Source organism: Facklamia sp. P12955 (assembly GCF_050409565.1).
Taxonomy (GTDB): domain Bacteria; phylum Bacillota; class Bacilli; order Lactobacillales; family Aerococcaceae; genus Facklamia.
Window position 1 is genome coordinate 1 of sequence record NZ_JBNUPF010000027.1, and the last position, 26,858, is coordinate 26,858.

The window sequence follows — 26,858 nt, forward strand, 5'->3', positions numbered from 1 at the left end:
ATTTTTAGACATAAAAGGACCCCCAAAAGTTAGTTTTTAACTCGAACTTTTGGGGTCAACTCATAAGAATAGTTTTGAGTTAGTTTTTAATTTGTAGAACAAACTCCATACTTTTTAATAAAGTAGTAAAGAGCTCCAATTCTTCCAGCTTCATTACTATACTTTGCAGCTAGGATAGCTTTAGGCAGAAAAATATTATTTTCAATTTTTGCAGCCAATTTTTCTAAAATAATTGGTAACAATATTTTATGTTGATTCATAATACCGCCTCCTAAAACAATGTACTCTGGATTTATCAAATAAATAATTGGAAGTAATCCTTCTGAAAAGTTTTCAGTAAACCAGTTAATTGTTTCGATTGCGGCTGGATGATTAGTTTTATAGGCTTCAAAAATTATTTTTCCATTAGTATTACTTTCTCCAGTGAGCTGTTCAAAGTATTGGCACATAGCAGTCGTCGATGCTACATCTTGAAATCTTTTACCATTAACAGGTAAGTAACCAACTTCGCCGGCAGAAAAACCTTCTCCATGATACAATTGACCATTAAGGATTAAAGCCCCGCCAACACCCGTGCCAATAGTCAAACAAACTAATGAACTATTGCGTGCAAAAGCTCCAATTGAAAATTCAGCAAAAGCTGCCGCATTGACATCATTTAGAACAACACAAGGTAAATCAAAGTGATGGTTAATGGCTTGCTTAAAATCAGTTCCTACATAGTCAGGAATTGTATAACCTGCATAAACTATCTTTCCTTGTTCAGGATCGACTACCCCTGCTGAAGAAATAGCAACACCCTCTAACTTTTTGTTGATTTGCTTAAGACTTTTAATCGTTTCACCAACTAAATTTAAAACATATTCCATAATATGATTTGATTTTTTTAAGGAATCTATCGGTGTTTCCTCTTCTTTAAAATAATTAAAAGAATGTCCCTTTTCATCATAAACATCACTTTTTATCGTTGTACCGCCAATATCAATCGCTAGTATATGCATTTTTTCACTTCCTCTTATACAAAATTACAGTGATAGAAATAATATATCTTATTCTATTTTTAGAGTAGTCATCATTTAATGGCCTTATTACTAATTATTCATTTTTTACCTTACCTACCACCTTAAAAATAGGGAAAAGACGCTTAGCCCTTTCCCTACTTAAAATGTTACACAGTTCATATTTCCCCTTAAAAACAGCTTTTTTAATTGTTTCTATCTGGTCAACAATTTTGAACATCTTCACGATCAAAAACTAAGATTTGTCCAGGCTGAATGATTCATTCCGATAATGGTTGAGCGTGAGGTTTTTGCCAGCCATCCTTTTCTACATAATCTTTTCATTGAACATTTCCATTAACGTTATGCCAAATTTTTTCCTGACCTTTAATAGGAACAAATACATCAAAATAGCTAGGATAACTTTGCCAAACTCTATGGTCATCTGTCGTAATCTCCTATTCTAAGATATTAAAATAAAAGTCATCGGAAATCATATGGGGCCAAGCTGGCAATCACTTAAGTCATTATTTTCTTTTAAAAGTTAATGACTCTTAGTATAGCTTCTCGCTTGATTTGATCTATTTGATTTAAATCATAAAGTTTCATTAATGTCTTACCAACCAGTCATTATTCGCTTTAATCTCAGAAATATCATAGACAGTGGTGAATTTTGGAGCAGTCGATGTCTCATCTTTAACCATTATCGATACAAGATAACCGACAATTAAAGATACGCCTATTGAAATAAGCGAATAAACCCAAATGCTTACCTTTTCTGCAGGAAGACCGTATTTAATGAAAATCATTACTAAACTTGAAACAATTAGTGCAGCATAAGCACCAATTTTGTTAGCTTTTTTAGAGAATACCCCTAGCATAAAGACTCCACCTAGAACCCCTAAAACGAGTCCCATGAATCCATTAAACCATTCATAGGCTGATTTAATATCAGAGTGTGCAAGAATAATTGAGATAATAATGGAGAAAATTCCAACGCCTAAAGAAATCCAACGCGCAATTTGAGTTCGTTTGGCGTCATCTAAATTCTTAGAAATCACCTCTTGTATGTCCAATGTCCATGAGGTAGCGACAGAGTTCAAACCTGTCGATAGAGTTGATTGACTGGCAGCAAAAATAGCTGCTAAAAGAACACCGGTAATACCAACTGGTAAACGATAGGCTATATAGTAAGTAAACACTTGATCTTGAGCTACTAAAGCGCCAGGATCACTCGGATTTTGTAATTGATAATAAGCGAATAATCCCGTCCCAATAAGATAAAACATAGTCGCAATAAAAATAGATAAGACACCATTGGTAAACATCATTTTATTCAATTTTTTAATATCTTGAGTGGTAGTGAACCGTTGCACGATATCCTGACTTGAAATATAAGATGACAGTGTATTAAAGCCAGCGCCAACAACTAGTAAAAAGATAGAAGATTTTAAAAGGTTCGGATCAAAAATCGGTTCGTTAGGGGCAATAAATTTGTCTTTAGCTAACAAATTCATGATTGGTTGGAAACCGCCGTCTAAGTCCTTGACTAAAAAGCCTAGAGTCACAGCAACACCTACTAACAAAACAGATCCTTGAATAAAATCGGTCCATAAAACTGATTTAATCCCACCAGTATAAGAATAAATAATCGCAATTACACCCATTACCACAATTAGCCAATTGACTGAGATTCCAGTTAATGTGGCTAAAGCAGCAGAGGGTAGATACATAATAATAGACATACGACCAATTTGATAGATAATGAACAAAATAGCACCGATTGCTCGCAAAAGTCTAGAGTTAAACCGTTGCTCTAAATAATCATAAGCAGTATCAATATCCATTCTGGCATAAATAGGCAGGAAAAATTTTATAGCAAAAGGAATTGCAATAATCATCCCTAATTGCGCAAACCACAATAGCCAAGTTCCCTTATAGGAGTTACCTGCTAAAGTCATGAAAGAAATCGGACTTAACAAGGTTGCGAAAATAGAAACCGAAGTTACATACCAAGGGATTGAGCCATCTCCTTTGAAAAACTCTTTACCAATCATATCTTTCTTAGAAAACAGTAATCCTGCAAACAAAACAGCTACTAAATAAATAACTAAAATAATAAAATCGATTGTTGTAAAGCCTTCTTGTGCCATTATTAAACTCCTTTTCAATTTTACATGCTTAGTGAAGCATAACGCTATATAAAATATTCTTTAATTACCTAAGTCTTTTTAATTAATTATAAATAATTTTTAAAAATTCGTTCTGCTTCTTCTTTTTGGTCGGCTGTCATCGAAGCCATCGGTTTACGACTTAAAAACTCCCCTTTATTCGCACCCTGTAATTGTAAAATACTTTTAAGAGTTGGATATAAACCGTTTGCTAGCACTGCTTCAATTAAATCATTACTCTCATTTTGTAGCTTAAGTGCTTTCTCATGGTTGCCCTCATTGACAGCTTCTAAAATGCCACGAGCTCGCAAACCATTTACGTTATATGTCGATCCGATTGCTCCATCAACATGATAGATAGCAGCTGGATAAAGCATCTCATCAAAACCTGAATAGATTAGTACATCTGGAAACGCTTTACGTAATCGTTCTAATAAGAAAAAGTCTGCAGCAGTAAACTTAACACCAACAATATTGTCTAATTCAAATAATTCCTTAAATTCTGCCATCCCCATATTAATACCTGTAAGAACTGGGATTGAATAAATAATTAAGTCATTATCAACAGCTTCTGTAATATCTTTATAATATTGTTTAACCTCAGCGAATGAAAACTTATAATAAAAAGGAGTTACTGCTGAAATTGCGTCATAATCCAAATCTGTCGCAAATTTACCGAGTTCAATTGCTTCATAAACATTGGGACCACCAACTTGTGCAATGAGTTTCACTTGGTCTTTCACTTCATCTTTAACAATTTCAAAAATTTGTTTTTTAATGGCCATATCTAATAAGAAATTTTCACCAGTTGAGCCTCCTACATATAGCCCTGCTACCTTCATATTATCAATATTATGACGGACTACTTGACGTAGCCCTGCTTCGTTAACTTTGCCCTTTGAATCAAAGGGTACCAAGAGGGCTGAGATAATACCTTTGATTTCTCTAGCTGTTTTTTTTGTCATTTTATTTCCCCCTATTAATCTATTGGTTATGAATAGCTTCGACAAATTTTTTTGTAATTAATTGAGGTCTAGTGATAGCTGAACCAACTACTACACTATGTACCCCAAGCTCTAAAACGTGTCTTACTTTTTCAGGAGTATCAATATTACCTTCAGCAATAATTGGTTTGTTGATTGTTTCAACCGCTTGACGGATGAGTTGAAAATCATTGCTTTCTATCTTATCTTTCTTACTTTGTTGAGTATAACCTACCAAAGTTGTACCAATATAATCAAAACCAATTTGTTCAGCCATTTTCATTTCTTCTAAGGTTGAACAATCAGCCATCAGCTTTTGTTGGGGATACTTTTCTTTAATCTTTACCATTAAATCACTTAATGATTCTCCGTATGGCCTCGTAGATGCAGTTGCATCAATTGCTATGATTTCCGGCCTTGCTTGCATTAACTCATCCACTTCAGTCATCGTAGGTGTAATAAAAGCATCAGCCCCATCATAAACCCGTTTAATAATGCCAATAATTGGCAAATCGACTTGTTCTTTGATTGCTTTAATATCTTCAACTGAATTCGAACGAATACCTTTAGCTCCACCTTCTTTAGCAGCTAAGGCCATTCGTGACATGATAAAAGAACTGTGCAAAGGTTCATCTTCTAAAGCTTGACAAGAAACAATTAATTCCCCTTTTATTCCTTCAATCATTCAATAACCTCCTTTATCAAAGCGCTTTCTAATTTAAAATTATACACATCACTTTGTAGCATTTCAATATTTTATGAAAAGACAGTGAGTTTTCTGAAAACAAAAACTTTTATTATACTTATTTAAAAAGATTTTAATTGATTATTTATCATAAAAGTAGCTTACTTACGTTCTCTAAAAGGGATTGGTTCAAAATGAAAATTAATATTGCTTTATAGTAATAAGAAAACCCATCTTTGAATTCTCAAAGATAGGTTTTTATGAACCGTTATTCTTTTATTCTTCATCCATTTGTAAGACAGCCATGAAAGCTTCTTGTGGAATTTCAACGTTACCGACTGATTTCATCCGCTTTTTACCTTCTTTTTGTTTTTCTAATAACTTCTTACGACGGGAGACATCCCCACCATATAATTTAGCTGTAACATCTTTTCGATAAGCCTTAATGGTTGTTCGTGCGATGATCTTATGTCCAATAGCTGCTTGGACAGGTACTTCAAACATTTGACGTGGGATAATCCCTTTTAGTTTTTCAACTAAAGCACGACCGCGATTATAGGCAAAATCTTTATGCACTATAATCGAGAAGGCATCAATGACATCAGAATTAAGTAAAACTTCTAATTTTACTAGATTAGACTCTTTATAGCCAATTAATTCGTAATCTAAGGAAGCATAGCCTTTGGTTGATGATTTCAACTTATCGAAGAAATCATACACAATTTCAGCCATTGGTAGTTCATAAATTACATTTACCCGGAAATCATCCAGATAATCCATCGTAATAAAGTTACCACGCTTGCGTTGAGATAGTTCCATTACAGCGCCCACATAATCATTTGGTACCATAATAGTCGCTTTTACATAAGGTTCAAAAATCTTATCAATCTCTGTTGGATCTGGCATTTCAGATGGGTTGTCAATCAAAAGCTCTTCCCCATCCGTCTTTTCAACACGGTAAATAACTGACGGAGCAGTGGTAATTAAATCAATATCAAATTCACGCTCAAGTCTTTCTTGAATAACATCCATATGCAGTAAACCTAAAAAGCCTGTTCGGAAACCAAAGCCTAGGGCTTGCGATGTTTCTGGTTCAAAGTGTAAAGAAGCATCATTTAATTGTAACTTTTCAAGTGCTTCCCGCAAGTCATTATAATCGGCCGAGTCAACCGGATAGAGACCGGCAAAAACCATTGGATTTAATTTGCGGTAACCATCCAAGGCCTCCTCAGCTGGATTATCCGCTAGGGTTATAGTATCTCCTACACGGGTATCTTGAATGGTCTTTATACCTGCGGTTAGATAGCCAACATCTCCTACCATCAAGAAGTCTCTTTTGAGAGGACTCGGTGAGAAGATTCCAACATCAATCACTTCAAACTCTTTACCATTACTCATTAGACGGATGGTGTCACCTGGTTTGACCATACCATTCATCACTCGAATATTTAAAACAACCCCACGATAAGCATCATAAGCAGAGTCAAAAATAAGAGCCTGTAAGGGGTCTTCTATATCTCCCATTGGTGCAGGAACTTTCTCAACTATTTGCTCTAAAATCTCATCAATACCGATGCCTGACTTGGCAGAAGCAAAAACCGCTTCTGAGGCATCGATGCCGATAATATCTTCAATTTCTTTTTGAACCCTTTCAGGATCGGCTGAAGGCAGATCGATTTTATTAATAACAGGTAATATTTCTAAATCATTATCCACTGCTAAATACACATTAGCCAAGGTTTGGGCTTCAATTCCTTGTGCTGCATCGACTACTAGAATGGCTCCTTCACAAGCAGCCAAAGATCTTGAAACCTCATAAGTAAAATCGACGTGACCAGGGGTATCGATTAAATGGAAAATATAATCAATGCCATCTTTAGCCCGATAAGTCAGTTCCACTGCATTCAATTTAATGGTAATTCCTCGTTCTCTTTCCAAGTCCATGGAATCTAACAATTGCTCTTGCATATCACGATCAGCCACTGTATGTGTTTGTTGTAAAATACGATCAGCTAGTGTGGATTTACCATGGTCAATATGCGCAATTATCGAAAAATTACGGATTCTTTCTTGTCTATTCTTCATTTCTTCTATATTCACTTGACTTCACTTCCTTTTCAAGCCTCTTATCAATAGCTAAGGTCTATCTTATCAAAAATGAGTGATTTTGAATAGTTTTCTTTCACTATGGTATTTTAATAAATGAACTACTCAATAAAATCTTTATTTATTCTTTAAAATTTCCTATCTAGAAGCTAATCAATCTTATTTTGATTCCAATTGATTTAAAACTTTTCTAAGCAAGTAAAAAGCATCAGAGCATATTGAATACCCTGATGCTAGCCTATTTTTATTCACCATGAAAAATATCACGCATCTTATTAAAGAAGCCACCTTCTTGCTCTTTAACATTAGCACCCATTTCTTTAGCTAACTGTTTAAATAATTCATGCTGTTTGTCAGTCAGTTTAGAAGGAGTAACGACTTTAACCGTTACTTGTTGATCTCCCGTATAACCTGAGCGAACACTCGGTGCTCCTTTGCCTTTTAAGCGGAAAGTGGTCCCTGTTTGTGTGCCAGCTGGAACCTTTAACTTCACCTTACCATGTACCGTTGGAACTTGGATTTCATCACCCAAGGCCGCTTGAGAGAAAGTGATGGGTAGCGTGTAATAGATTTCCGTACCATCTCGTTTAAATTCCTTACTTGGTTCAACATGGAAAACTACATAAAGGTCTCCATAAGGTCCACCATTTGAACCCGCCTCACCTTGACCTGAGAGGCGAATTTGATTACCTTCTTCAACACCTGCTGGCACAGTCACTTTAACAGAATGACTAACGGATTCTATACCAGAACCATGACAAGTGGTACATTTTTCTTTAATTTCTTTACCTGTCCCACCGCAGACATCACATGTGGTTTGCGTCATCACACGACCAAAAGGAGAGTTTCGTTCTACCTGAATAGTCCCTGTGCCATGACACTTGTGGCAAGTAACGGGCTCAGTGCCTTCCTTGGCACCTGTTCCGTGACAGGTATGACATTCCTCATTACGATTATATTTTATGGTCGTTTCTTTACCAAAAATAGCCTCTTCAAAGGTTAAATTAATACGATATTGTAGGTCATTACCCTTACGAGGAGCATTGGCTCTTCGTCCTCCTCCAGCAGATCCACCAAAGAAAGTATCAAAGATATCTTCAAAGCCAAAGCCTGCACCACCAGAGAAGCCACCAAAACCACCACCGCCAAAGCCGGCTCCAAAGTTAGGATCCGTTGAAGCATGGCCGTATTGATCATAAGCAGCCCGCTTTTGACTATCACTTAGGACCTCATAAGCTTCTGCAACTTCTTTAAACTTTTCGTCAGCTCCTGCATCTTTATTAATATCCGGATGGTATTTTTTGGACAGTTTACGATAAGCCTTTTTAATGTCAGCATCACTGGCATCGCGAGATACACCTAAGACATCATAATAGTCTCTTTTATTTGCCATTTTGTCCCTCCTTACACATTTTAATTCTCCTGATAAAAGACAAGAGTCGAGGACTTAGCCTAGACTCTTGCTAAAGTATGTCTTAATTACTCGTCGACTTCTTCAAAGTCAGCATCGACAATATTATCATCAGAAGATGATTGAGCATCAGAGGCATCTGTTTGATTTTCTTGAGCAGCTTGAGCTTGTTGAGCAGCTTGCTCGTAAAGTTTAACGGATAGATTTTGAATCACTTCATTTAATGCATCACGTTTTGTTTTCATTTCTTCTAAATCATTTGCTTCAACAGCTGCTTTCAATTCATCACGAGCTGTTTCTGCTTTAGTCAATTCATCTTCAGAAATGTTATCATTATCTTTCAATTCATCGATAGTCTTATTAGTTGTAAAGATCATTTGATCGACTTCGTTGCGTAAATCAGCTTCTTCACGACGTTTCTTATCGGATTCAGCATTTGCCTCAGCATCTTTAACCATACGTTCGATTTCTTCATCGGATAAACCTGAAGAAGATTTTATAGTAATCGTTTGTTCTTTTTGAGTACCTAAATCTTTGGCTGAAACGTTCACAATACCGTTTTTATCAATATCAAAGGTAACTTCAATTTGTGGAATGCCACGAGGTGCTGCTGGAATATCAGTTAATTGGAAACGACCTAAAGTCTTATTATCTGCTGCCATTTCACGCTCACCTTGTAAAACGTGAACATCTACTGCTGGTTGATTGTCAGCTGCTGTAGAGAAGACTTGTGATTTAGAAGTTGGGATAGTAGTGTTACGGTCAATTAATTTAGTGAATACACCACCCATTGTTTCGATACCAAGTGATAATGGCGTAACATCTAATAGAACGATGTCTTTAACATCACCAGAGATAACGCCACCTTGGATAGCTGCACCCATAGCAACTACTTCGTCTGGGTTAACCGATTTGTTAGGATCTTTTCCAGTTTCTTTCTTAACGGCTTCTTGTACAGCAGGAATACGTGTCGATCCTCCTACCAAGATTACTTCGTCAATTTCAGATTTGCTTAAACCAGCATCTTTCAAGGCTTGACGAACTGGCCCTTTAGTTCTTTCTACTAAGTCATGCGTTAACTCATCAAATTTAGCACGAGTTAAAGTTGTTTCTAAGTGTAATGGCCCATCAGCTGTCGCTGTAATAAATGGTAAGCTGATTTGTGTAGAAGTCACACCAGAAAGATCTTTCTTAGCTTTTTCTGCAGCGTCTTTCAGGCGCTGTAAAGCCATTTTATCTTTAGAAAGGTCAATAGAGTTTTCTTTTTTAAATTCTTCAACTAAGAAGTCGATAACTTTATTATCAAAGTCATCTCCACCTAGTTTATTATCCCCTGCTGTAGATAATACATCAAATACGCCATCGCCTAATTCAAGGATTGAAACGTCAAAAGTTCCTCCCCCTAAGTCAAAGACTAGGACTTTTTCTTCAGCATCGGTTTTATCTAAACCATACGCTAAAGCTGCAGCGGTTGGCTCGTTAACAATACGTTCAACTTCTAAACCTGCAATACGTCCAGCATCTTTAGTTGCTTGACGCTGAGCATCGTTAAAATAAGCAGGAACAGTGATAACTGCTTTCTCAACCTTATCGCCTAAGTAATCTTCAGCAAATGATTTCAAGTGTTGTAAAATCATAGCTGAAATCTCTTGAGGTGTATAGCTCTTTCCACCCATTTCAGTCTTAAAGTTATCTTCTCCAATATGACGTTTGATGGAAGCTACTGTGTCAGGGTTTGTAACTGCTTGACGCTTAGCTACTTCACCCACTTGAATCTCATTATTTTTGAAAGCTACTACAGATGGAGTGGTACGGTTTCCTTCTGGGTTAGTAATAATCTTTGCTTCTCCACCTTCTAAAATGGAAACAGCAGAGTTTGTTGTACCTAAGTCAATACCTATAATTTTAGACATATAATCTACTCCTTTAAAAATTTATTTTGGTTAAAACTAAGTGCTTAATAATTAGGCGGACACAATTACCATGGCCGGGCGAATGATGCGATCATTAAGGATGTATCCTTTTTGTAGAACATTCACTACAATATCAGTGTCTTGCCCTTCAGCCGCTGGTTGGGTGGTTACCGCTTGATGATAATTTGGATCGAATGTTTCGTTTAAGGGATTGATCACTTCAATTTTTTCTTCTTTAAATGCTTGTAAGATTTGATCATACACCATTTGGATCCCTTTGTGGATTGCTTGACTCTCTTCTGAACTTGCTTTAATTTGCAAAGCGCGTTCAAGATTATCAATTGCATCAATTAATTTATTAGCTAAAGATTGAGATCGATATTTAGCAGCTTCTTGTCTTTCACGACTATTAGATCGTTGCATATTAGCAATTTCAGCCTGTAGGCGTAAATTTCGATCCTCCAAATTCTGAATACTTTCTCTTAATTCATCTTCAATGGAAGAAACTTCCTCTACTGGTGCTGCTTCAGTTTCTTCATTTACATCATTTACATCATTATTCAGACTATCCTGATTTTTTTCTGCTGAACTTTCAATGACTTCATCTTCTACTAACTTTTCTTTTTCATCGTTAAGTTCTGCAGAAGATTGCTTGTCATTCCTCTTTTTATTTTCTTCTGTCACTTGATGACCTCCTTTATTGATTAAATTCTTTTAATATCTGCTCCATAAGGACAATCATGCGTGAATAATGCATCGTCGAAGGTCCTAAGATACTTAAAGACATTTTGCTTAAGTCTTGTGTGAAGGTTCCCGTCACTAAAGATAAATGACGCATCCCTTGCGGAGCAAACTCTTGTCCGAAAAGAACTTCGATTCCATCTTGACGTTGTTCAAAGAGATCAAATAATTCATTCGATCCATCAATCAAATTGAATAATTTTTTGTATTCATTGTTGGAATAACGCTGATCCAAACAATCAAAAAGATTATTCTTGCCAGAAACAAAATAACGCGTTCCTTTAACTTGTTGAATTGACTTCTCAACTAAAGGAGAAAAATCAATCGAAGTTGACAATTGTCTTTGCATAATCATCGGAATAGTTAATTTAGTCCGCTGATAAGCATCTTCTAATGTAATACCTCGCAATTCTGAATTAAGAATTGAACGCATTTGACGTAAATCATCATCCTCAACCGGATATAAGGTTTGGAACATTTTATTTTCCACATGTCCTTGATCCGATAATAAAATAGCCATTATTTGATGGTTACTTAAAAGCACTAACTTAAAGTCAGCCACTCGATGCTCTTCATTATTCTGTCCAAAAACCAAGCAAGGTAATCCAGTTAATGAGACCAATAAATCCGCAGCAATTTTCGCCATCTTAAAATTCTCTTGTCGGCGATTTAAGAAGATTTCGCTAACTGCTTTGAGATCTGCTTCATAGGATTGCTCCCATGAATCATTCTCAATTTTAGTGATCAGACGATCTACATAATAACGATAGCCTTCATAAGAAGGTATTCTACCACTTGATGTATGTGCCTTAACCAGAAAGCCGTTTTTTTCTAAAACAACCATCTCATTACGAACAGTTGCCGGACTTATATCAAGAAAACTCTCCTTGAGTAAAGTCTTTGACCCGATTGGTGCCTCTAAATTTGCATAAAGGCGAACAATTAATTCTAAGATTTGGTGTTGTCTGGCTGTTAATATGATCAATCACCTCACATTATTAGCACTTATTCATACCGAGTGCTAACTGTCTCTATCTTACTATCCTCCATCACCTTTGTCAAGGGAATGTGCCCATAAAATTAAAAAAAATTAGCACTCTCAATTCGAAAGTGCTAATTATGTCTATCGATCCTTGATTATTTAAAGTACGCCCGTGTATGGTCTTGATCCTTTTCAAGTTGATTAATCAAACCTTCAATACCATCAAATTTAATCTCTCCACGTAAGTAATGATGCCACTTTATACGAACCTTTTCCCCATAAATCATGCGGTCAAAATCTAAAATATAAACTTCAATGGAGAGTTCTTTCACATCATCAAAGGTAATATTATATCCAATAGATGCCATGCCCATATACCATTGGCCTTGAACACAAATTTCGACAATATACACCCCTATGCCAGGTGTTAACTGACCATAATCCATTGCCACATTCGCTGTCGGAAAACCTAGTTTTCTCCCTCTTTTTAAGCCATTGATGACAAGTCCTCTGGTTTCATAAATGTAACCTAATTCTTGATTAGCTAAATCAATATTACCATTTGATAGCTGGTATTGAATTTCACTTGAAGAAATCTTATGGTCACCGATTGTCTTTTTAGGAATTTCGCTAATTTTAAAGCGTCCTTGACTATGGTCAACCAGAGTTTGCATATTAGCTATCTCTTTCAGACCGTAGGTATAGTCAAACCCCGCCACCACATGAACGGCATTCAAATTAACCATGTAGCTGTCCACGAACTCTTGTGGACTCTGAGCTCCCATGGCTGAAGTGAACTCAGCAATATATAAAATATCTACTCCATTAACCTCCATCAGTTCTATTTTACGAGGGTTATCACTTAAATAAAAGTAGTGATTCGGATGGATCTGTTGATAAACAAGACGAGGAGTATGGTTAAAAGTTAAGACGGCTAAAGGGACTTGATAATGATCTGCTAATTCACGCCCCTTTTTGATAACTTCTTGATGGCCTAAATGAACACCATCAAAAAAGCCTAGAGCTAAAACGACTGGTTGGTCATATAGTTGTTCTTGATCGTAAGGATGTGCTAAATAAATTGTCTGCAAGGCTTAAACTCCTTCCATTGGAAACATCTTAATAGGTTTTATTAAATTCTCTTTGCTAGGATGTGGGCCGTAAATTGCTAACAAACGGTCTTGATAAAATAAGGCAGTTGGTTCAATAAGCCTGTCATTAAAATAATTAATGTCTAAAACTTTTCCATGTTTAATGTCTGTAAACTGTTCTGGATTTAGTTGGATTTTTGCATAGTCAGAAACTGCCGTTTCAATGGGGTGAACAGCTGTATTTAAGGAGTCTTTTTCTGCTAATTGCCTTAATTCATCTAAGCGATAACTATCCGCTCGACGATAACCCGCTGCTTGAGTTCGCATTAATTGGGACATGTGGCTAGGATATCCTAATAACTTACCGCAATCTACCGCTAAGGTTCTGACATAGGTCCCTTTACTGCACTTTACTTCAAAGGAGAAAGTTTGCCTTTTTTCACTGGTGTGATATTGTGACGGAGCTAAACGCTTGAAGTAGTCGATAGATACTTGACGTTCAGGCCTTTCTACTTCAATACCTGCTCGGGCATATTCATAGAGTCTTTTCCCTTTGACCTTGACTGCCGAGTAATAAGGAGGAATCTGGCTGATTTTGCCTGTTAATGAAGCCATAGCTTGATCAATAACTTGATCATCAACGGCTTGTTCTACTAATTTCTTTGCAATAACTTGTCCCTGGGCATCTTCCGTATCGGTGGCTTGACCTAAAGTGACTTCTCCTTGATAGATCTTTTTGCTATCCATTAGTATTTCAACTAACTTGGTTGCCTGTCCTAAACAGACAACTAAAACGCCCTCAACTTCAGGATCCAAGGTCCCACAATGGCCTACACGCTTCATTTGAAAAATCTTACGCATTTTAAATACTACATCATGACTCGTCATGCCCTTTTCTTTCCAAACAGCGACAATTCCGTTCATTCAAGCCAACCCCTTTATTAATAACAATTATGATTATACTTTAATTGGCACTTGCTTCCAAGCAAGATTCTTAATTCTACAAGAATAAAAGAGCTGTTTTACCGCCTCTCATTTAATGAGAGCAGTAAAAAAACAGCTCTTGATTTGTGAAAACTTAAGATTATTGCTCCGTCTGAACTGAGCTTGCTTCATCAAAAGATTCAGATTCATGCAATTGATTTAATAATGAATCGATTCGACTACCATAGTCTACTGATTGGTCTCTTTCAAATTTAACTTCAGGAACCTTATAAAGACTTAAACGACTTCCAAGTTCCGAGCGAACTTTACCTGTTATTGCTTTCAAACCATCACTTGTTTTTTGTCTTTCTCCGGCTTTATCACTTAAAGTAGAATAAAAAATTGTAGCATTTTGTAAGTCGCCTGTAAGCTCTACATCAGTAATAGTAACCCCTTCAACACGAGGGTCTTTAATCTCTTTTAGAAGAATATCATTAACTTCTCGCATTATTTCTTGACGAACACGTCCTATACGATATTTAACCATTTCATACTCCTTTATTTACGTTCAACTTCGACCATGCGATAGGCTTCAATAATATCATCGACTTTGATATCATTATAGCCTTCAATCATAATTCCACATTCTAATCCTTTGTTTACTTCTTTAGCATCATCTTTAAAACGTTTCAAACTGGCTAGATCTCCTTCGTAAATAACGATGTTATCACGTATCAAGCGTACCTTGCTCGTGCGTTGAATGAAGCCATCTAAAACAAATGAACCAGCGATGGTGCCTAATTTAGAAACAGAATAGGTTTCACGTACTACTGCTTGCCCTGTTACTTCCTCAACATACTCAGGGTCCAGCATTCCTTTCATAGCTGTTTCAATTTCATCAATTACATTGTAAATAATATTATGGAGACGAATATCTACTTGCTCTTCTTCTGCTTGTTGTTTTGCTTGAGGAGTTGGTCGAACATTAAATCCTACCACAATTGCTGATGAGGCATTAGCTAAAGTAATATCAGCCTCATTAATTGCTCCTACCGCCTGATGGACAATATTAACTTTTACTCCCTCCACATCTATTTTCATCAATGAAGCAGCTAATGCTTCTACTGAACCTTGTACATCTGCTTTTAGGATTACGTTAACTGATCTTAACTCACCTTCTTGTAAGGTTTCGAAAAGATTATCCAAAGTAACTTTCTTCTTAAGGTCTCTTTGTTGTTCTTGAGCCTTCTGAGCTCTTTCTTCTCCAACTTGACGAGCTGTTTTTTCATCTTCAAAGACCACAAACTGGTCTCCTGCTTGAGGAGCATCATTCAAGCCTGTAATTTCCACCGGCATGGATGGACCAGCTGAGCGAATACGACGCCCTTGATCATTGACCATTGTTCTTACTCTACCATAGGTGTTACCCACAACAATTGGGTCCCCTATATGTAGGGTACCATGTTGAACTAATAAAGTCGCAGTGGCACCGGTAGCTTTATCTAAGCGCGCTTCAATGACTGAACCTAAAGCTAAACGGTCTGGGTTAGCTTTTAATTCTTGAACTTCTGAAACCAGAAGAATCATCTCTAATAACTCATCCAAATTAGTCCCGTATTTAGCTGAAATATTAACAAAGATATGTTCGCCACCCCAGTCCTCAGAAATAATACCATGTTCAGATAATTCGGTCATTACCTTATCTGGATTGGCTTCAGGTTTATCAATTTTGTTAATCGCTACAATTATCGGTACATCTGCAGCTTTGGCATGATTAATCGCTTCAACCGTTTGAGGCATCACGCCATCATCTGCTGCAACAACAATAATTGTAATATCAGTCACATCTGCACCACGTGCACGCATGGTTGTAAAGGCAGCATGTCCTGGCGTATCAAGAAAAGTGATTGGCTTATCATTTAAAACAATTTGATAGGCACCAATATGTTGAGTAATTCCACCAGCTTCTCCTTCAGTCACTCTCGAATGGCGGAAGGAGTCCAAGAGACTGGTTTTTCCGTGGTCAACGTGACCCATAATTGTAACAACTGGTGGACGAATGCTTTGATTATCATCAGCAGCAGCTTCTTCAAAATAATGATCTAAGTCTGAAACTTCAACAACAACTTTTTCAATAGGTTCAACGCCATATTCTAAACAGATAATTTCAATCACTTCTTTAGAAAGTGCCTGGTTTTGATTGACCATTACCCCTTGTAGCAATAGTTTTTTAATAATTTCAGTTGCATCTCGGTGGAAACCTTTAGCAATATCTTGTACATTCATTCCTTCAGTATAGTAGAACGCTTCTGGAAGGTCTTTATGCTTACGAGCTGTTAAGCCTTTAGACTCTTTTTGATAGTTACTATTTTGCTTACCACGACGGCCACGACGGCGATCGCCACGACTTCTTTTGGATCCACCAGTGGATTTATTTGAAGAATTACTTTGATTGCTTTGATTTGCTTTTTGACCCTCTACAGCTTGTTTACTATCAGTTGATTTCTTTTGCTTAGAAGCTGCCTTTTCATTAGGATTTTTAGACTTAGTGTTAGGGTTTGTATTATGACCTTGTGCTTGAGAATCTTTTTGAGAAGAAGGCTTTTTAGAAGCTTTCGACTTGTCTTCATCCTTGCGCTGCTTGGCATCTTTGTGTTGATTGTTTTTTTGATTTGATTCTTTAGTAGCTTCCGTCTTCTTAACATCCTTTTTGGTTTGTTTACCACTAGTCTTCTTATTTTGTAAAGCTTTCTTTAATTGTTCTTGTTGTTCTTGCGTTACCGAGGACATATGGCTATTAAATTCAAAACCATTATTTTCAGCAAGCACTAAGACTTCTTTTGAAGTCATATTGTTTTGTTTAGCAAATTCATATATACGAATAGTACTCATACAAACACCTTCCTATCTTGTATTATTGATTATTCATTGTATTTTCTCCTGTCACATAAGATAAAAATTTTTCAGCCATTCCTCGATCGGTTATGCCGCAAATTGTGCGTGATTTGCCGATTGCATGGCTGATTTGATATTTTGTAAAACGATGATTAATGGCTATTTTTTTTTCACTAGCCAAACGATGGTAGCGATCACTAGTGGAATCACTGGCATCAATCGCTAAAATCAAAAGTTTAACTTTTTTGTTCTTTGTGGCTTTAGTGACTAAATCGTCACCGGAAATTAACTTAGAGGCTCTTTGAGCCAAACCTAATAAATTGAGTTGTTTTTCTTCTGGGCTCATAGTAGTTCTTTTCGCGCCTTTTGGTGGTCTAGAAAGCGATAAAGTTCTTGATAAAACTCTTTATCAATCTCCATTTCAAATGTTCGATTAAAAACTTTTTTCTTTTCCGCTTGTATGGCTAACTCTGGATCCAAGGAGATATAGGCTCCTCGTCCATTCTTTTTACCAGTTGGGTCTATTTCAATGGTACCTTCTGGGGTTCTCACAATACGGATTAAATCTTTTTTGGGATGAGATTCACCAGTAACAACACATTTGCGCATGGGAACTTTTCTTTTTTTCGCTTGGCTCATTTCCATCCTCCTTTGATGTTAATAAATTAAGTGCTTATTCTTGCTCTGATTCTTCAGTTTCTTCAAACGCTTGCTCCAGCTCTTCATCAAGTGATTCCTCTGCCGATTCACGATATTCTAAATCAGCTTCTGCTGGATCGTCATCTAACTGGCTGGAAGTCTCTTGAAGCATTTCTTCAAGATTATCTAAATCCTCTGCAAGATTTAATTCTTCTTGTCCAGTTGATTCAACTGCTTTTTGTTCAATTAAATATTCTTGATAGCTAGTCTCAGACTTAATATCAATCTTATAACCAGTTAAACGAGCTGCTAAACGAGCGTTTTGTCCTTTTTTACCGATGGCTAAGGATAACTGATAATCTGGTACCACAACAATACAAGAATGATTATCTTCATCAAACACAACATTAATCACTTCTGCTGGATTCATAGCATTTTTTATGAAGGTAGAGGGGTCTTCATCCCATTGAATGATATCCATATTCTCACCATTTAATTCATTGACAATACTTTGAACTCGAGATCCTCTCGGACCAACACAAGTTCCAACTGGATCAATATTAGAATCACGCGAAGAAACTGCAACTTTCGAACGGTCGCCCGCTTCACGAGCAATTGAGATTATTTCCACAACACCTTCGTAGATTTCCGGAACTTCTTGCTCAAATAATCTTTTAAGGAAATCAGCATGTGAGCGTGAAACAACAATCTGTGGCCCCTTACTAGTTTTATCTACCTTGACTACGTATACTTTTACCCGTTCATCCATTTGAAATTGCTCAGTTGGAATCTGTTCACTAGCCGGCATTATGGCTTCAACTTTACCTAAGTTCACATAAACATTGCGAGCATCTGAACGTTCGATGATTCCTGTTAAAATTTCATCTTGATGCACAATAAATTCATCATAAATAATATCTCTTTCAGCCTCACGTATTCTTTGCATAACGACATGTTTAGCGGTTTGAGTAGCAATTCTTCCGAAATCTTTAGGAGTCACTTCAAATTTAATCTTGTCTCCTATTTCATAGGCACGATTAATCTTCAAAGCTTCTTCTAGAGAAATTTCTAAAGTAGAATCATAATTGATATCCACAACTTCCTTAACTGAATAAACTTTAATATCGCCGGTTTCTTCGTTAAAAACAACTTCCACATTTTGTGCTTGATCATAATTTTTTTTGTAGGCCAAAATCAAAGCAGACTCTAAAGCTTCTTTAATAACTTCAGGCTTTATCCCTTTTTCTGCTTCAAGAACCTTCATGGCATTTACTAATTCTTTGCTCACACTTAACTCTCCTATCTCATCTTGCTAAAACTTAACAGCAAGTCTTGCCTTAGCGACACCCTTCTTATTAATTTCAAGTTCTTTAGTGACTGTTTTAATTGGAACCTTCAATAGATAATAATCCTCCGTCACATCTAAAAGAACGCCCTCATGTTGTTTTTCACCGTATTGAGGGGCATAGTAATCAAAGTGGACATATTCACCAATGGCTGACCGAATTTGATCTTCATTTTTCAAAGGTCTTTCAGCTCCTGGTGAGGAAACTTCTAAAAAGTAAGCTTCCGGAAAAGGATCTGGTTGCATAGTGTCTAAAACTTCAGAAATTTTTTCTGAAATTAAAGCACAATGATCTAAATCAATGCCCCCTTCCTTATCAGCATAAATACGGAGAAACCAATGCTTTCCTTCTTTTAGATATTCAATATCAATAAGTTGACAATCTAAGGATGCGATAATTGGCTCCACTAGCGGCTGAACTTTGTCTATCACAATACTCATCAATTCACCTCTTCATTTTTATTTTGGTTGAATAATAAAAGAGCGAGCGTTTCCGCCCACTCCTCCTCGAATAATTTGCTAAATAGAGTATATCATATTATCTATTCATCAACAAGTTAGAAGAGTGACAGCTGGTCTTCATCTGGTAAATCAGCTAAAACACCATTCTCTTCTAAATATTCCATAATTGTTTTCGAAACTTTACCACGTTTTTGTAAGTCTTCTTTAGAAATAAAGGCTGCTTGCTCTCTAGCTTCTACAATCGATTTAGCGGCCCCTATTCCCAAACCAGGAATTGTTCTAAAAGGAGGGATCAAACTCTCGCCATCGATAATAAATTTAGTGGCGTCTGATTTTTCCAAATTAATCATTTGGAAAGTTATCCCTCTTTCTAGCATTTCATTCGCTAGTTCTAAAACAGTTCGCAAGCTATTTTCTTTTACTGAAGCATCCATTCCCTTGGCCATAATTTCTCTTAAGCGATGTTTAACCATTTCCTTGCCTTGATGCATGGCAATGATATCAAAGTCTGATGCCCTTACCGAAAAGTAAGCCGCATAATAGAATTTAGGATAGTGAACTTTGAAGTATGCCACCCTCAGTGCCATCATGATGTATGCAGCCGCGTGAGCCTTAGGGAACATATACTTAATCTTCAGACAAGAGTCGATATACCATTCTGGAACATTATTCGCTCGCATTTCAGCTTGCCAGTCATCAGGAATTCCTCTTCCTTTACGAACATGTTCCATTATTTTAAAGGCTAAGGAATCTTCTAATCCATATTGCATCAGTGTCACCATGATATCGTCACGACAACCAATTACCTTAGCTAAGGGTACAATATTCTTTTGAATCAACTCCTCAGCATTGCCCAACCAGACATCCGTACCATGCGATAAACCAGAAATTTGTAACAACTCCGCAAAAGTTGACGGCTTGGTCTGAGTCAGCATCCCTCTGACAAAACTGGTCCCAAATTCTGGTACCCCTAAAGTACCTGTATCAGAAAAAATTTGCTCTTTTGTGACACCTAAGACTTCAGGACCTGAGAACAAAGACATCACATCAGGATCAGAGAATGGAATATCTTGAGGATCAATACCTGAAATATCCTGTAAGAAACGTATCATGGTCGGATCATCGTGTCCTAATATATCTAATTTCAGCACATTATCATGAATAGAATGGAAGTCAAAGTGAGTCGTGCGCCATTCTGAATGAATATCTTCGGCTGGAAATTGTATAGGCGTAAAGTCATAAACATCCATATACTCAGGAATAACGATAATCCCACCTGGGTGTTGGCCGGTTGTTCGTTTCACCCCTTCAATTCCTTTAGCCAAGCGCTCTTTTTCAGCTTGAGGCACTTGGGTCATGGTATTTTCAAGATAACCCTTCACATAACCAAAGGCCGTCTTTTGTGCAACGGTGGAGATAGTCCCCGCACGAAAGACATGGTCTTCTCCAAATAAAACTTTAGTATAAGCATGAGCTTGCGGTTGATATTCCCCAGAGAAGTTAAGATCAATATCGGGTACCTTATCCCCTTTAAAACCTAAGAATGTCTCAAACGGTATATCCTGTCCGTCTCGCTTTAAATCTTTACCACATGATGGACAGGCTTTAGGCGGTAGATCAAAACCTGATCCAACTGAGCCATCCTTAAAAAACTCGTTGTAATGACAATCCGGACAGTAATAATGTGGCACTAAAGGATTAACTTCGGTTATTCCAGTCATTGTCGCTACAAAACTAGAACCTACGGATCCCCTTGACCCAACTAGATAGCCGTCTTGATTGGATTTTAGAACCAGCTTTTGCGAAATTAAATAAATAACGGCAAATCCATTAGAGATAATCGAATGTAATTCTTTTTCCAATCTTTTTTCAATTAATTCTGGTAAAGGATTTCCATACATTTCGTAGGCCTTGCCATAGGCCAAATCACGAATTTTTTGATCAGAGCCTTCAATATTTGGTGTGAATAGTTTTGAGTGGATCACTTCAATGTCGTCTTCGACCCAATCGGCTATTTTATTCGAATTAGTTACCACTAATTCATAAGCCAAATCTTCTCCTAAGAAAGAAAACTCTTCTAGCATCTCATTAGTCGTTCTAAAATGAAGTGGTGGGAAATGGAGGTCGCGATTAGCATTGCGTTTTAAAGACTTGAGTAATATTTCGCGGTAAATCGAATCCCGTTCTTCTAGGTAGTGAACATCTCCAGTAGCCACTAGTAACTTGTTATGTTCATTGGCTAGCTTAACCATTCCTTGCATGATCTTAAACAAATCTTCACGAGATCTAATCAAGGTTTCTTCAATCAGGGTGTCATAGACAGAAGGGGGTTGAATTTCTAAATAATCATAATATCCTACTAATTCACTAGCTTCTTGATAACCCTTCTGCATCAAGGTTGTAAAAACTTCTCCATTGGAGCAAGCGGAACCGACAAGTAAATTTTCTCGATACTGATTTAAGACAGACCGTGGTATTCTGGGTTCGCGATAAAAATACTCCACATTGGAAATAGAAATCAGTTTAAAGAGATCTTTGAGACCTGCTTGATTTTTAGCAATTAAAGTAGCATGAAAAGGTCTTATCTGTTTATATGCATCACCTTTACCCATCTCTTTATTCAACAGATTATGGTGGGTCATTTGATATTGCTCATTGGCTTGTTCTAGTAACTTAAACAAGATATGACCCGTTGTTTCCGAGTCATAAATAGCTCGGTGGTGTTGTTCTAAAGTTACACCGTAACGCTTGGCAAGATTGTTCAATCGGTGTCCTTTTATATTAGGGTTTACCAACCTTGATAGGGCAAGTGTATCAATCACTGGTAAATTATTCATAGCTATGCCATGACGCACATAGGCTTGATTAATAAAGCCCATATCAAAGGAAGCATTATGTGCCACCAAAATGGTGTCTTGTGTAAATGCTAAAAATTTGTCTATTACTTCTTTTTCACTTGGTGCATCTTCTAGCATAGCATCGGTAATGCCTGTCAGTTCTGTTGTAAAGGATGAAAGTGGATGACCAGGATTAATAAAGGCCTCGAAAGTATCAATTACATTCCCCTTGTGCATCTTAACAGCAGCTAATTCAATCATACGATCATAGACAGAGGATAATCCGGTCGTTTCCACGTCAAAAACAACATAATTAGCTTCTGAAAGATCATGATCACTTTCATTATAAGCAATAGCTTCACCATCATTAACAATATTAGCTTCAATACCGTAAATCACTTTAATATCGTTTTCTTTACCCGCATAATAAGCTTCTGGGAAAGCTTGAGCACCAGCGTGGTCGGTAATAGCTATAGCTGAATGTCCCCATCGAGCCGCTGTTTTAATATAATCTGAAACACTATTGGTCGCATCCATTTGAGACATATTAGAATGTAAATGGAGCTCTACTCTTTTTTGACCTTCAAAGCTATCTTGACGTTTTTTAGGATTTAACTTACGAATCGAACGAGGCCTAAAATCTAGTTCACCAGAATAATTATCTGGGACCATATCCCCTTCCATTCTCAGCCAGTCTCCTACTTGAAACTGATGAATTTGCTCCTTAGTTAAGCGTCGTCCAGAAATTAATTTGACAGCCACAGAGGAAGTATAATCCGTCACTTTCATGATGGATAAAATTTCTCCCGATCGTAAATCACGGATATCATTGGCGAAGACATAACCTTCGATTACTTGTTTGTATTGATTTTCTGGCAAATCAATAATAGGAGTAGCTGTGATATTAGGGATGTCTTTTCCTACTGGCTTAATTTCACTAATATTGACTGATTGTTTCTGCTTTTCTTGTTTTTTCTCTTCATTTTCAATCGCTTCTAGTAGGTTTTGATGATCCAATTCTTCTAAACGCTGCTTAGTTGTTAAATGAGTGGCATCGCTTAAGGATTGATCAACATAGTAAATGATTTTTATTCCTTTAAAGCCTACTTGATCAAAGTGTCTTTTAATTATGTGATCGTATTTATTATCAAATGTATCTACTTGACTCTGACTCGCTAAACCTATTTCAAATAGTTTTGTACTTGCATCATAAGAAATGGAGGCATCTTGTAAACAAACTCTTAAAAAAGGTGTCTCATTCATAATAACAGTTTTTATTTTTTTCCAATAATCCTCAATTAACTGACGATTATCAGTTTCAGCCTTATCAAAGTGCCACCATATTTCGGTTTCTACTATTTGAGCAAAAGCCTGTCGCATAGTAGTTAGTAATAAGTAATAGAGGTCTGGGTGAATCCGCTGTGGGAATCTCAAATGAAAAATCCAGCGTTGGCTGTCTGCTAAAACTTCCACTTGCTCAATTTGACCTCCTGCTAATGCACTTAGAATGTCTGGATCTGTAATGTTTAGTTGCTCCAATAAAACATCGAATAAAGTTTTTTCTTTGCTCATATGAATCCTTTCTTTTTACTTGTGTCGCATTTAATTTTACAATGCATCACTTAAAAAAACCCGTAAAAGACAGGGATTTTGTTCCTAGAAAAATGCTCGCATAATGTCATTCCAAGTAACTGCAATCATCAAAATCAATACTAAAACAACCCCTACCATGGTAACTAAACCTTCTTTTTCTTGGCTGAGAGCTTTACCTCTAACTAATTCAATTAAGTTCAGGACTATTTTCCCTCCATCTAATGCCGGTATCGGTAATAAATTAACAATTCCTAGATTGGTGGATAAGGAGGCAAGAAAAGCAACCATATCGATCAAGCCTTCATTAGCAACCGTGCTAGTTGCCTGAGCCATTGCCACAGGTCCTCCTAACATATTTAAATCAAAACCACGTGAAAATAATGTAGCCAAGGCCGAAAGGACCATGATGAAAGTTCGATAGGTAGCTGTAAAACCAAAAAACAAACGATCTTTAAGCGATGTCGATTGACTGACGGTAATTCCTAACGAACCATATCCCAATTCATTCTCCTCCAATTGGAGTTCTTTTTTAATGACTTGGTCTTGTCTTTGAATTTCTAATCGTACTGTCTCTTTAGGGTATTGGGCAATTAAATCCACTAAGCCTTGCCAATCTTTGGTCTCTTCTTCATTAACTTTAGTGATTCGATCCCCAGCTTGCAAACCAGCTCCTGCAGCAGGACTGCCCTCAACCACTTGACCTATTTGATTGGTAGTGGTAGGAATTCCTGGAAGCATTAAACCGACTATCGCAAAAGCAACAATCGATAAGATAAAGTTATTAAGTGGCCCACCAAAATTAGTGAGAATCTTATGCCAAACTGGAACTGATTCATAACGCGTTGCTAAGGGGGCTACACGAATAATGGTTCCATCTTTTTCAATGATTTCTGCTTGAGGATGGACATGATAAGTTTTAAGAAATTCTTCCCCTTGTTCATAAACTTCAAGAGTCATCTCATTTACCAAATCGGCCTTATCTAATCGAACAGGTAGTTCATTGATATCACTAGTCTCACTAAGGTTAATTTTAATAACCTTATTTTGTTCATTGAAAGTTAAACCTAAAGATTGTCCCGGTTGAACTTCAGCTTCTTCATTTAAACCAGCTAAACGAACATAACCTCCCATTGGTAAAGCACGAATAGTGTAGGTTGTCCCATCTTCGGCTTGTTTTGAAAAGATTTTAGGTCCCATCCCTAGTGAAAATTCTCTCACTAAGATGCCTGCTTTTTTAGCCCAATATAAGTGCCCAAACTCATGAATAATCACAATAATCGAAAAGATAATTAAGAAAACTAAAACTGTTTTTAACATCGCTTACTCCATTTCTAATTAAACACCTAAAAAGTTATTCCATACAACAAACATGATGCTGGCAAATATTGTTGAATCAAAACGATCCAATACTCCCCCATGTCCTGGAAGTAATTTGCCCGAATCTTTCACACCAAAGTCTCTCTTATAGGCGGATTCTACTAAATCACCGAACTGACCAGCTATAGAGATAAGAATGGTTAAAAAGCCAAGATATTGTGGGTTTTTTATTTCAACCGTAAAAAAGAGACTGTAAATACTAGCGACTACAAAAGCGGTTGCTACGCCACCCAAAGCTCCTTCTACTGTTTTGTTAGGACTTATTCTGGGAGCCAGCTTATTCTTCCCATACTTTCTACCTATTAAATAAGCTCCAGTATCCGTTGACCAAATCACCAAAAGAACATATAGAATAGTCGTTAAACCAAGGTCTCTAATCATTATTAAATAACGAAAGCCAAAACCTATATAAAGCGAAGCAAAAATTAAAGTGGATGCATCTACAAAATTAAAACGTTGATAATTATAAACCGTCAAAATCAACAATAACATTCCTGCTAAATAAAAAATCATCAAGGGGTCTGCTTCAGAAAAAATAGGACCAAAATATTTCTCTGGTAAGAGGACCGAGGCTAAGGCTAAAGTTGATATTAAGCCTATTTCATTTAAATAATCGATTTTTTTCATCTCAGCCATTTCGTACAAGGCTATTGCACCCAACAACATTATACAATAGCTAAACCATTTCCCACCCAAGATGACAAATGGTAGATAAATAGAGATCCCAATAATTGCTGTAATGATTCTTTGTTTCATTTTGATCCCTACTCCTTTCTAACATTTAAGAGATTTTACCGAATCTTCTCTGTCTTTCACTATAAGCTGCAATCGCTTGATCAAAGTCTTCAGTTGAAAAATCAGGCCATAAGACCTTTGTAAAATAGAATTCACTATAAGCTAATTGCCATAATAAGAAATTGCTGAGTCTTAATTCACCAGAAGTTCGAATCATCAAGTCTGGATTTGAGTATGAAGCAAGATCTTGAGTCATTAGAGACTGATCAACTAATTCTTCGGTAATTTCTTCTGGCTTTATTTCATTTTTTAAAACTGCCTGACTAATACTTTGAATGGCTTGGACTATCTCTTGACGTCCACCATAATTTAAAGCAATGTTTAAAATCAATCCACTATTATCCTGCGTTTTTTCTACTGCTCGATCTAAGATTTTCTTAGTTTCTTCAGGTAAACGATTAGCATTACCAATATAGGTAACTTTAACATTATTTTCCATTAATTGAGGCATGAAGGATTCAAAAAAGTCTTTTGGCAAAGACATTAAGTAATCCACTTCATCCTTGGGACGCGCCCAATTCTCTGTAGAAAAAGCATAAACCGTTAATACCTTGATTTTAAGTTGGTGTGCACGAATGGTAATTTTTTTGATGGTCTCGACTCCCTTTTTATGCCCCATTACTCGAGGTAAAAAACGCTTTTTAGCCCAGCGACCGTTACCATCCATAATAATTGCAACATGGTTAGGGATCTTCATATTATCTAAATTCATGGTTGTTTCCTTTCAGTAGCATAAATACCTTTTAATTATAGCAGAAAGAAATTGTATATTAAAAGAAAACTAGAAGAAGTTGTTTAATCATAAAATTCTAGTCATTCATAATAAAAAATCAAGTCAAGACTTCTTGACTTGATTCAGACTGTAGACAAAGTCCTTTAAATCACCAACCTATGGTGATTTAGAGGGCTT

21 protein-coding genes are annotated in these 26,858 nt (G+C 36.7%); all 21 read right to left on the reverse strand.

The window, feature by feature from the left end; all coding sequences use genetic code 11:
* Window positions 1-86: 86 nt before the first annotated feature.
* Complete coding sequence (locus tag ACQV2G_RS07690; RefSeq protein ID WP_428876529.1) at window positions 87-1,001, reverse strand: ROK family protein; 915 nt, start codon at window positions 999-1,001, stop codon at window positions 87-89.
* A gap of 605 nt (window positions 1,002-1,606) precedes the next feature.
* On the reverse strand, window positions 1,607-3,151 hold the full coding sequence (locus ACQV2G_RS07695) for a sodium:solute symporter (RefSeq protein ID WP_428873955.1): 1,545 nt from the start codon (window positions 3,149-3,151) through the stop codon (window positions 1,607-1,609).
* 86 nt (window positions 3,152-3,237) lie between these two features.
* On the reverse strand, window positions 3,238-4,134 hold the full coding sequence (locus ACQV2G_RS07700; RefSeq protein WP_428873954.1) for an N-acetylneuraminate lyase: 897 nt from the start codon (window positions 4,132-4,134) through the stop codon (window positions 3,238-3,240).
* A gap of 19 nt (window positions 4,135-4,153) precedes the next feature.
* Window positions 4,154-4,837 (reverse strand): N-acetylmannosamine-6-phosphate 2-epimerase, encoded by a 684-nt coding sequence (locus tag ACQV2G_RS07705; RefSeq protein ID WP_428873953.1) that lies wholly within the window; start codon window positions 4,835-4,837, stop codon window positions 4,154-4,156.
* Window positions 4,838-5,113: 276 nt separating this feature from the next.
* Entirely contained in the window at window positions 5,114-6,937 is a 1,824-nt protein-coding gene (gene lepA / locus ACQV2G_RS07710) for a translation elongation factor 4 (RefSeq protein WP_428873951.1), read from the reverse strand.
* A gap of 250 nt (window positions 6,938-7,187) precedes the next feature.
* Complete coding sequence (gene dnaJ / locus ACQV2G_RS07715; protein ID WP_428873950.1) at window positions 7,188-8,336, reverse strand: molecular chaperone DnaJ; 1,149 nt, start codon at window positions 8,334-8,336, stop codon at window positions 7,188-7,190.
* 86 nt (window positions 8,337-8,422) lie between these two features.
* A complete protein-coding gene (gene dnaK, locus ACQV2G_RS07720) occupies window positions 8,423-10,267 on the reverse strand; it encodes a molecular chaperone DnaK (protein WP_428875319.1) in 1,845 nt (614 codons plus the stop codon).
* A 51-nt stretch (window positions 10,268-10,318) separates the two neighbouring features.
* Window positions 10,319-10,951, reverse strand: a complete 633-nt coding sequence (gene grpE, locus ACQV2G_RS07725; protein WP_428873948.1) for a nucleotide exchange factor GrpE — start codon at window positions 10,949-10,951, stop codon at window positions 10,319-10,321.
* Window positions 10,952-10,964: 13 nt separating this feature from the next.
* Window positions 10,965-11,993 (reverse strand): heat-inducible transcriptional repressor HrcA, encoded by a 1,029-nt coding sequence (hrcA, locus tag ACQV2G_RS07730; RefSeq protein ID WP_428875320.1) that lies wholly within the window; start codon window positions 11,991-11,993, stop codon window positions 10,965-10,967.
* Between the two features lie 152 nt (window positions 11,994-12,145).
* Window positions 12,146-13,081 carry a riboflavin biosynthesis protein RibF gene (gene ribF / locus ACQV2G_RS07735; protein ID WP_428876530.1) on the reverse strand — a complete coding sequence of 312 codons (936 nt, stop codon included), beginning with the start codon at window positions 13,079-13,081 and terminating at the stop codon, window positions 12,146-12,148.
* Between the two features lie 3 nt (window positions 13,082-13,084).
* The gene (gene truB / locus ACQV2G_RS07740) at window positions 13,085-14,005 is read right to left on the reverse strand and encodes a tRNA pseudouridine(55) synthase TruB (RefSeq protein ID WP_428876531.1); all 921 of its coding nucleotides are present in this window, start codon (window positions 14,003-14,005) and stop codon (window positions 13,085-13,087) included.
* Between the two features lie 160 nt (window positions 14,006-14,165).
* Window positions 14,166-14,552: a 30S ribosome-binding factor RbfA gene (rbfA, locus tag ACQV2G_RS07745; RefSeq protein WP_428873944.1), complete on the reverse strand. Its 387-nt coding sequence runs from the start codon at window positions 14,550-14,552 to the stop codon at window positions 14,166-14,168.
* A gap of 11 nt (window positions 14,553-14,563) precedes the next feature.
* Window positions 14,564-16,897 carry a translation initiation factor IF-2 gene (infB, locus tag ACQV2G_RS07750; protein WP_428876532.1) on the reverse strand — a complete coding sequence of 778 codons (2,334 nt, stop codon included), beginning with the start codon at window positions 16,895-16,897 and terminating at the stop codon, window positions 14,564-14,566.
* 22 nt (window positions 16,898-16,919) lie between these two features.
* Window positions 16,920-17,246, reverse strand: coding sequence for a L7Ae/L30e/S12e/Gadd45 family ribosomal protein (locus ACQV2G_RS07755; RefSeq protein ID WP_428873942.1), 327 nt, complete (start codon window positions 17,244-17,246; stop codon window positions 16,920-16,922).
* The gene (rnpM, locus tag ACQV2G_RS07760; protein ID WP_428873941.1) at window positions 17,243-17,539 is read right to left on the reverse strand and encodes an RNase P modulator RnpM; all 297 of its coding nucleotides are present in this window, start codon (window positions 17,537-17,539) and stop codon (window positions 17,243-17,245) included. The genes ACQV2G_RS07755 and rnpM overlap by 4 nt, the downstream gene beginning before the upstream one ends.
* 34 nt (window positions 17,540-17,573) lie before the next feature.
* Window positions 17,574-18,827 carry a transcription termination factor NusA gene (gene nusA / locus ACQV2G_RS07765; RefSeq protein ID WP_428876533.1) on the reverse strand — a complete coding sequence of 418 codons (1,254 nt, stop codon included), beginning with the start codon at window positions 18,825-18,827 and terminating at the stop codon, window positions 17,574-17,576.
* A gap of 24 nt (window positions 18,828-18,851) precedes the next feature.
* Window positions 18,852-19,325 (reverse strand): ribosome maturation factor RimP, encoded by a 474-nt coding sequence (gene rimP, locus ACQV2G_RS07770; protein ID WP_428873939.1) that lies wholly within the window; start codon window positions 19,323-19,325, stop codon window positions 18,852-18,854.
* A 116-nt stretch (window positions 19,326-19,441) separates the two neighbouring features.
* A complete protein-coding gene (locus ACQV2G_RS07775; RefSeq protein WP_428876534.1) occupies window positions 19,442-23,755 on the reverse strand; it encodes a PolC-type DNA polymerase III in 4,314 nt (1,437 codons plus the stop codon).
* Between the two features lie 84 nt (window positions 23,756-23,839).
* Window positions 23,840-25,093, reverse strand: coding sequence for an RIP metalloprotease RseP (gene rseP / locus ACQV2G_RS07780; RefSeq protein WP_428875326.1), 1,254 nt, complete (start codon window positions 25,091-25,093; stop codon window positions 23,840-23,842).
* An 18-nt stretch (window positions 25,094-25,111) separates the two neighbouring features.
* The gene (locus ACQV2G_RS07785) at window positions 25,112-25,909 is read right to left on the reverse strand and encodes a phosphatidate cytidylyltransferase (RefSeq protein WP_428873936.1); all 798 of its coding nucleotides are present in this window, start codon (window positions 25,907-25,909) and stop codon (window positions 25,112-25,114) included.
* A 25-nt stretch (window positions 25,910-25,934) separates the two neighbouring features.
* Window positions 25,935-26,660, reverse strand: a complete 726-nt coding sequence (locus tag ACQV2G_RS07790; protein WP_428873935.1) for an isoprenyl transferase — start codon at window positions 26,658-26,660, stop codon at window positions 25,935-25,937.
* Between the last annotated feature and the right edge of the window lie 198 nt (window positions 26,661-26,858).

Coding starts and splice junctions, on each gene's coding strand:
- truB (WP_428876531.1), bottom strand. CDS start 14,005: ATGAACGGAATTGTCGCTGTTTGGAAAGAAAAGGGCATGACGAGTCAT.
- ACQV2G_RS07790 (WP_428873935.1), bottom strand. CDS start 26,660: ATGAATTTAGATAATATGAAGATCCCTAACCATGTTGCAATTATTATG.
- dnaJ (WP_428873950.1), bottom strand. CDS start 8,336: ATGGCAAATAAAAGAGACTATTATGATGTCTTAGGTGTATCTCGCGAT.
- rbfA (WP_428873944.1), bottom strand. CDS start 14,552: ATGGTTAAATATCGTATAGGACGTGTTCGTCAAGAAATAATGCGAGAA.
- rimP (WP_428873939.1), bottom strand. CDS start 19,325: ATGAGTATTGTGATAGACAAAGTTCAGCCGCTAGTGGAGCCAATTATC.
- dnaK (WP_428875319.1), bottom strand. CDS start 10,267: ATGTCTAAAATTATAGGTATTGACTTAGGTACAACAAACTCTGCTGTT.
- rseP (WP_428875326.1), bottom strand. CDS start 25,093: ATGTTAAAAACAGTTTTAGTTTTCTTAATTATCTTTTCGATTATTGTG.
- ACQV2G_RS07695 (WP_428873955.1), bottom strand. CDS start 3,151: ATGGCACAAGAAGGCTTTACAACAATCGATTTTATTATTTTAGTTATT.
- ACQV2G_RS07785 (WP_428873936.1), bottom strand. CDS start 25,909: ATGAAACAAAGAATCATTACAGCAATTATTGGGATCTCTATTTATCTA.
- infB (WP_428876532.1), bottom strand. CDS start 16,897: ATGAGTACTATTCGTATATATGAATTTGCTAAACAAAACAATATGACT.
- rnpM (WP_428873941.1), bottom strand. CDS start 17,539: ATGAGCCAAGCGAAAAAAAGAAAAGTTCCCATGCGCAAATGTGTTGTT.
- ACQV2G_RS07700 (WP_428873954.1), bottom strand. CDS start 4,134: ATGACAAAAAAAACAGCTAGAGAAATCAAAGGTATTATCTCAGCCCTC.
- ACQV2G_RS07705 (WP_428873953.1), bottom strand. CDS start 4,837: ATGATTGAAGGAATAAAAGGGGAATTAATTGTTTCTTGTCAAGCTTTA.
- ACQV2G_RS07690 (WP_428876529.1), bottom strand. CDS start 1,001: ATGCATATACTAGCGATTGATATTGGCGGTACAACGATAAAAAGTGAT.
- ACQV2G_RS07755 (WP_428873942.1), bottom strand. CDS start 17,246: ATGAGCCCAGAAGAAAAACAACTCAATTTATTAGGTTTGGCTCAAAGA.
- ACQV2G_RS07775 (WP_428876534.1), bottom strand. CDS start 23,755: ATGAGCAAAGAAAAAACTTTATTCGATGTTTTATTGGAGCAACTAAAC.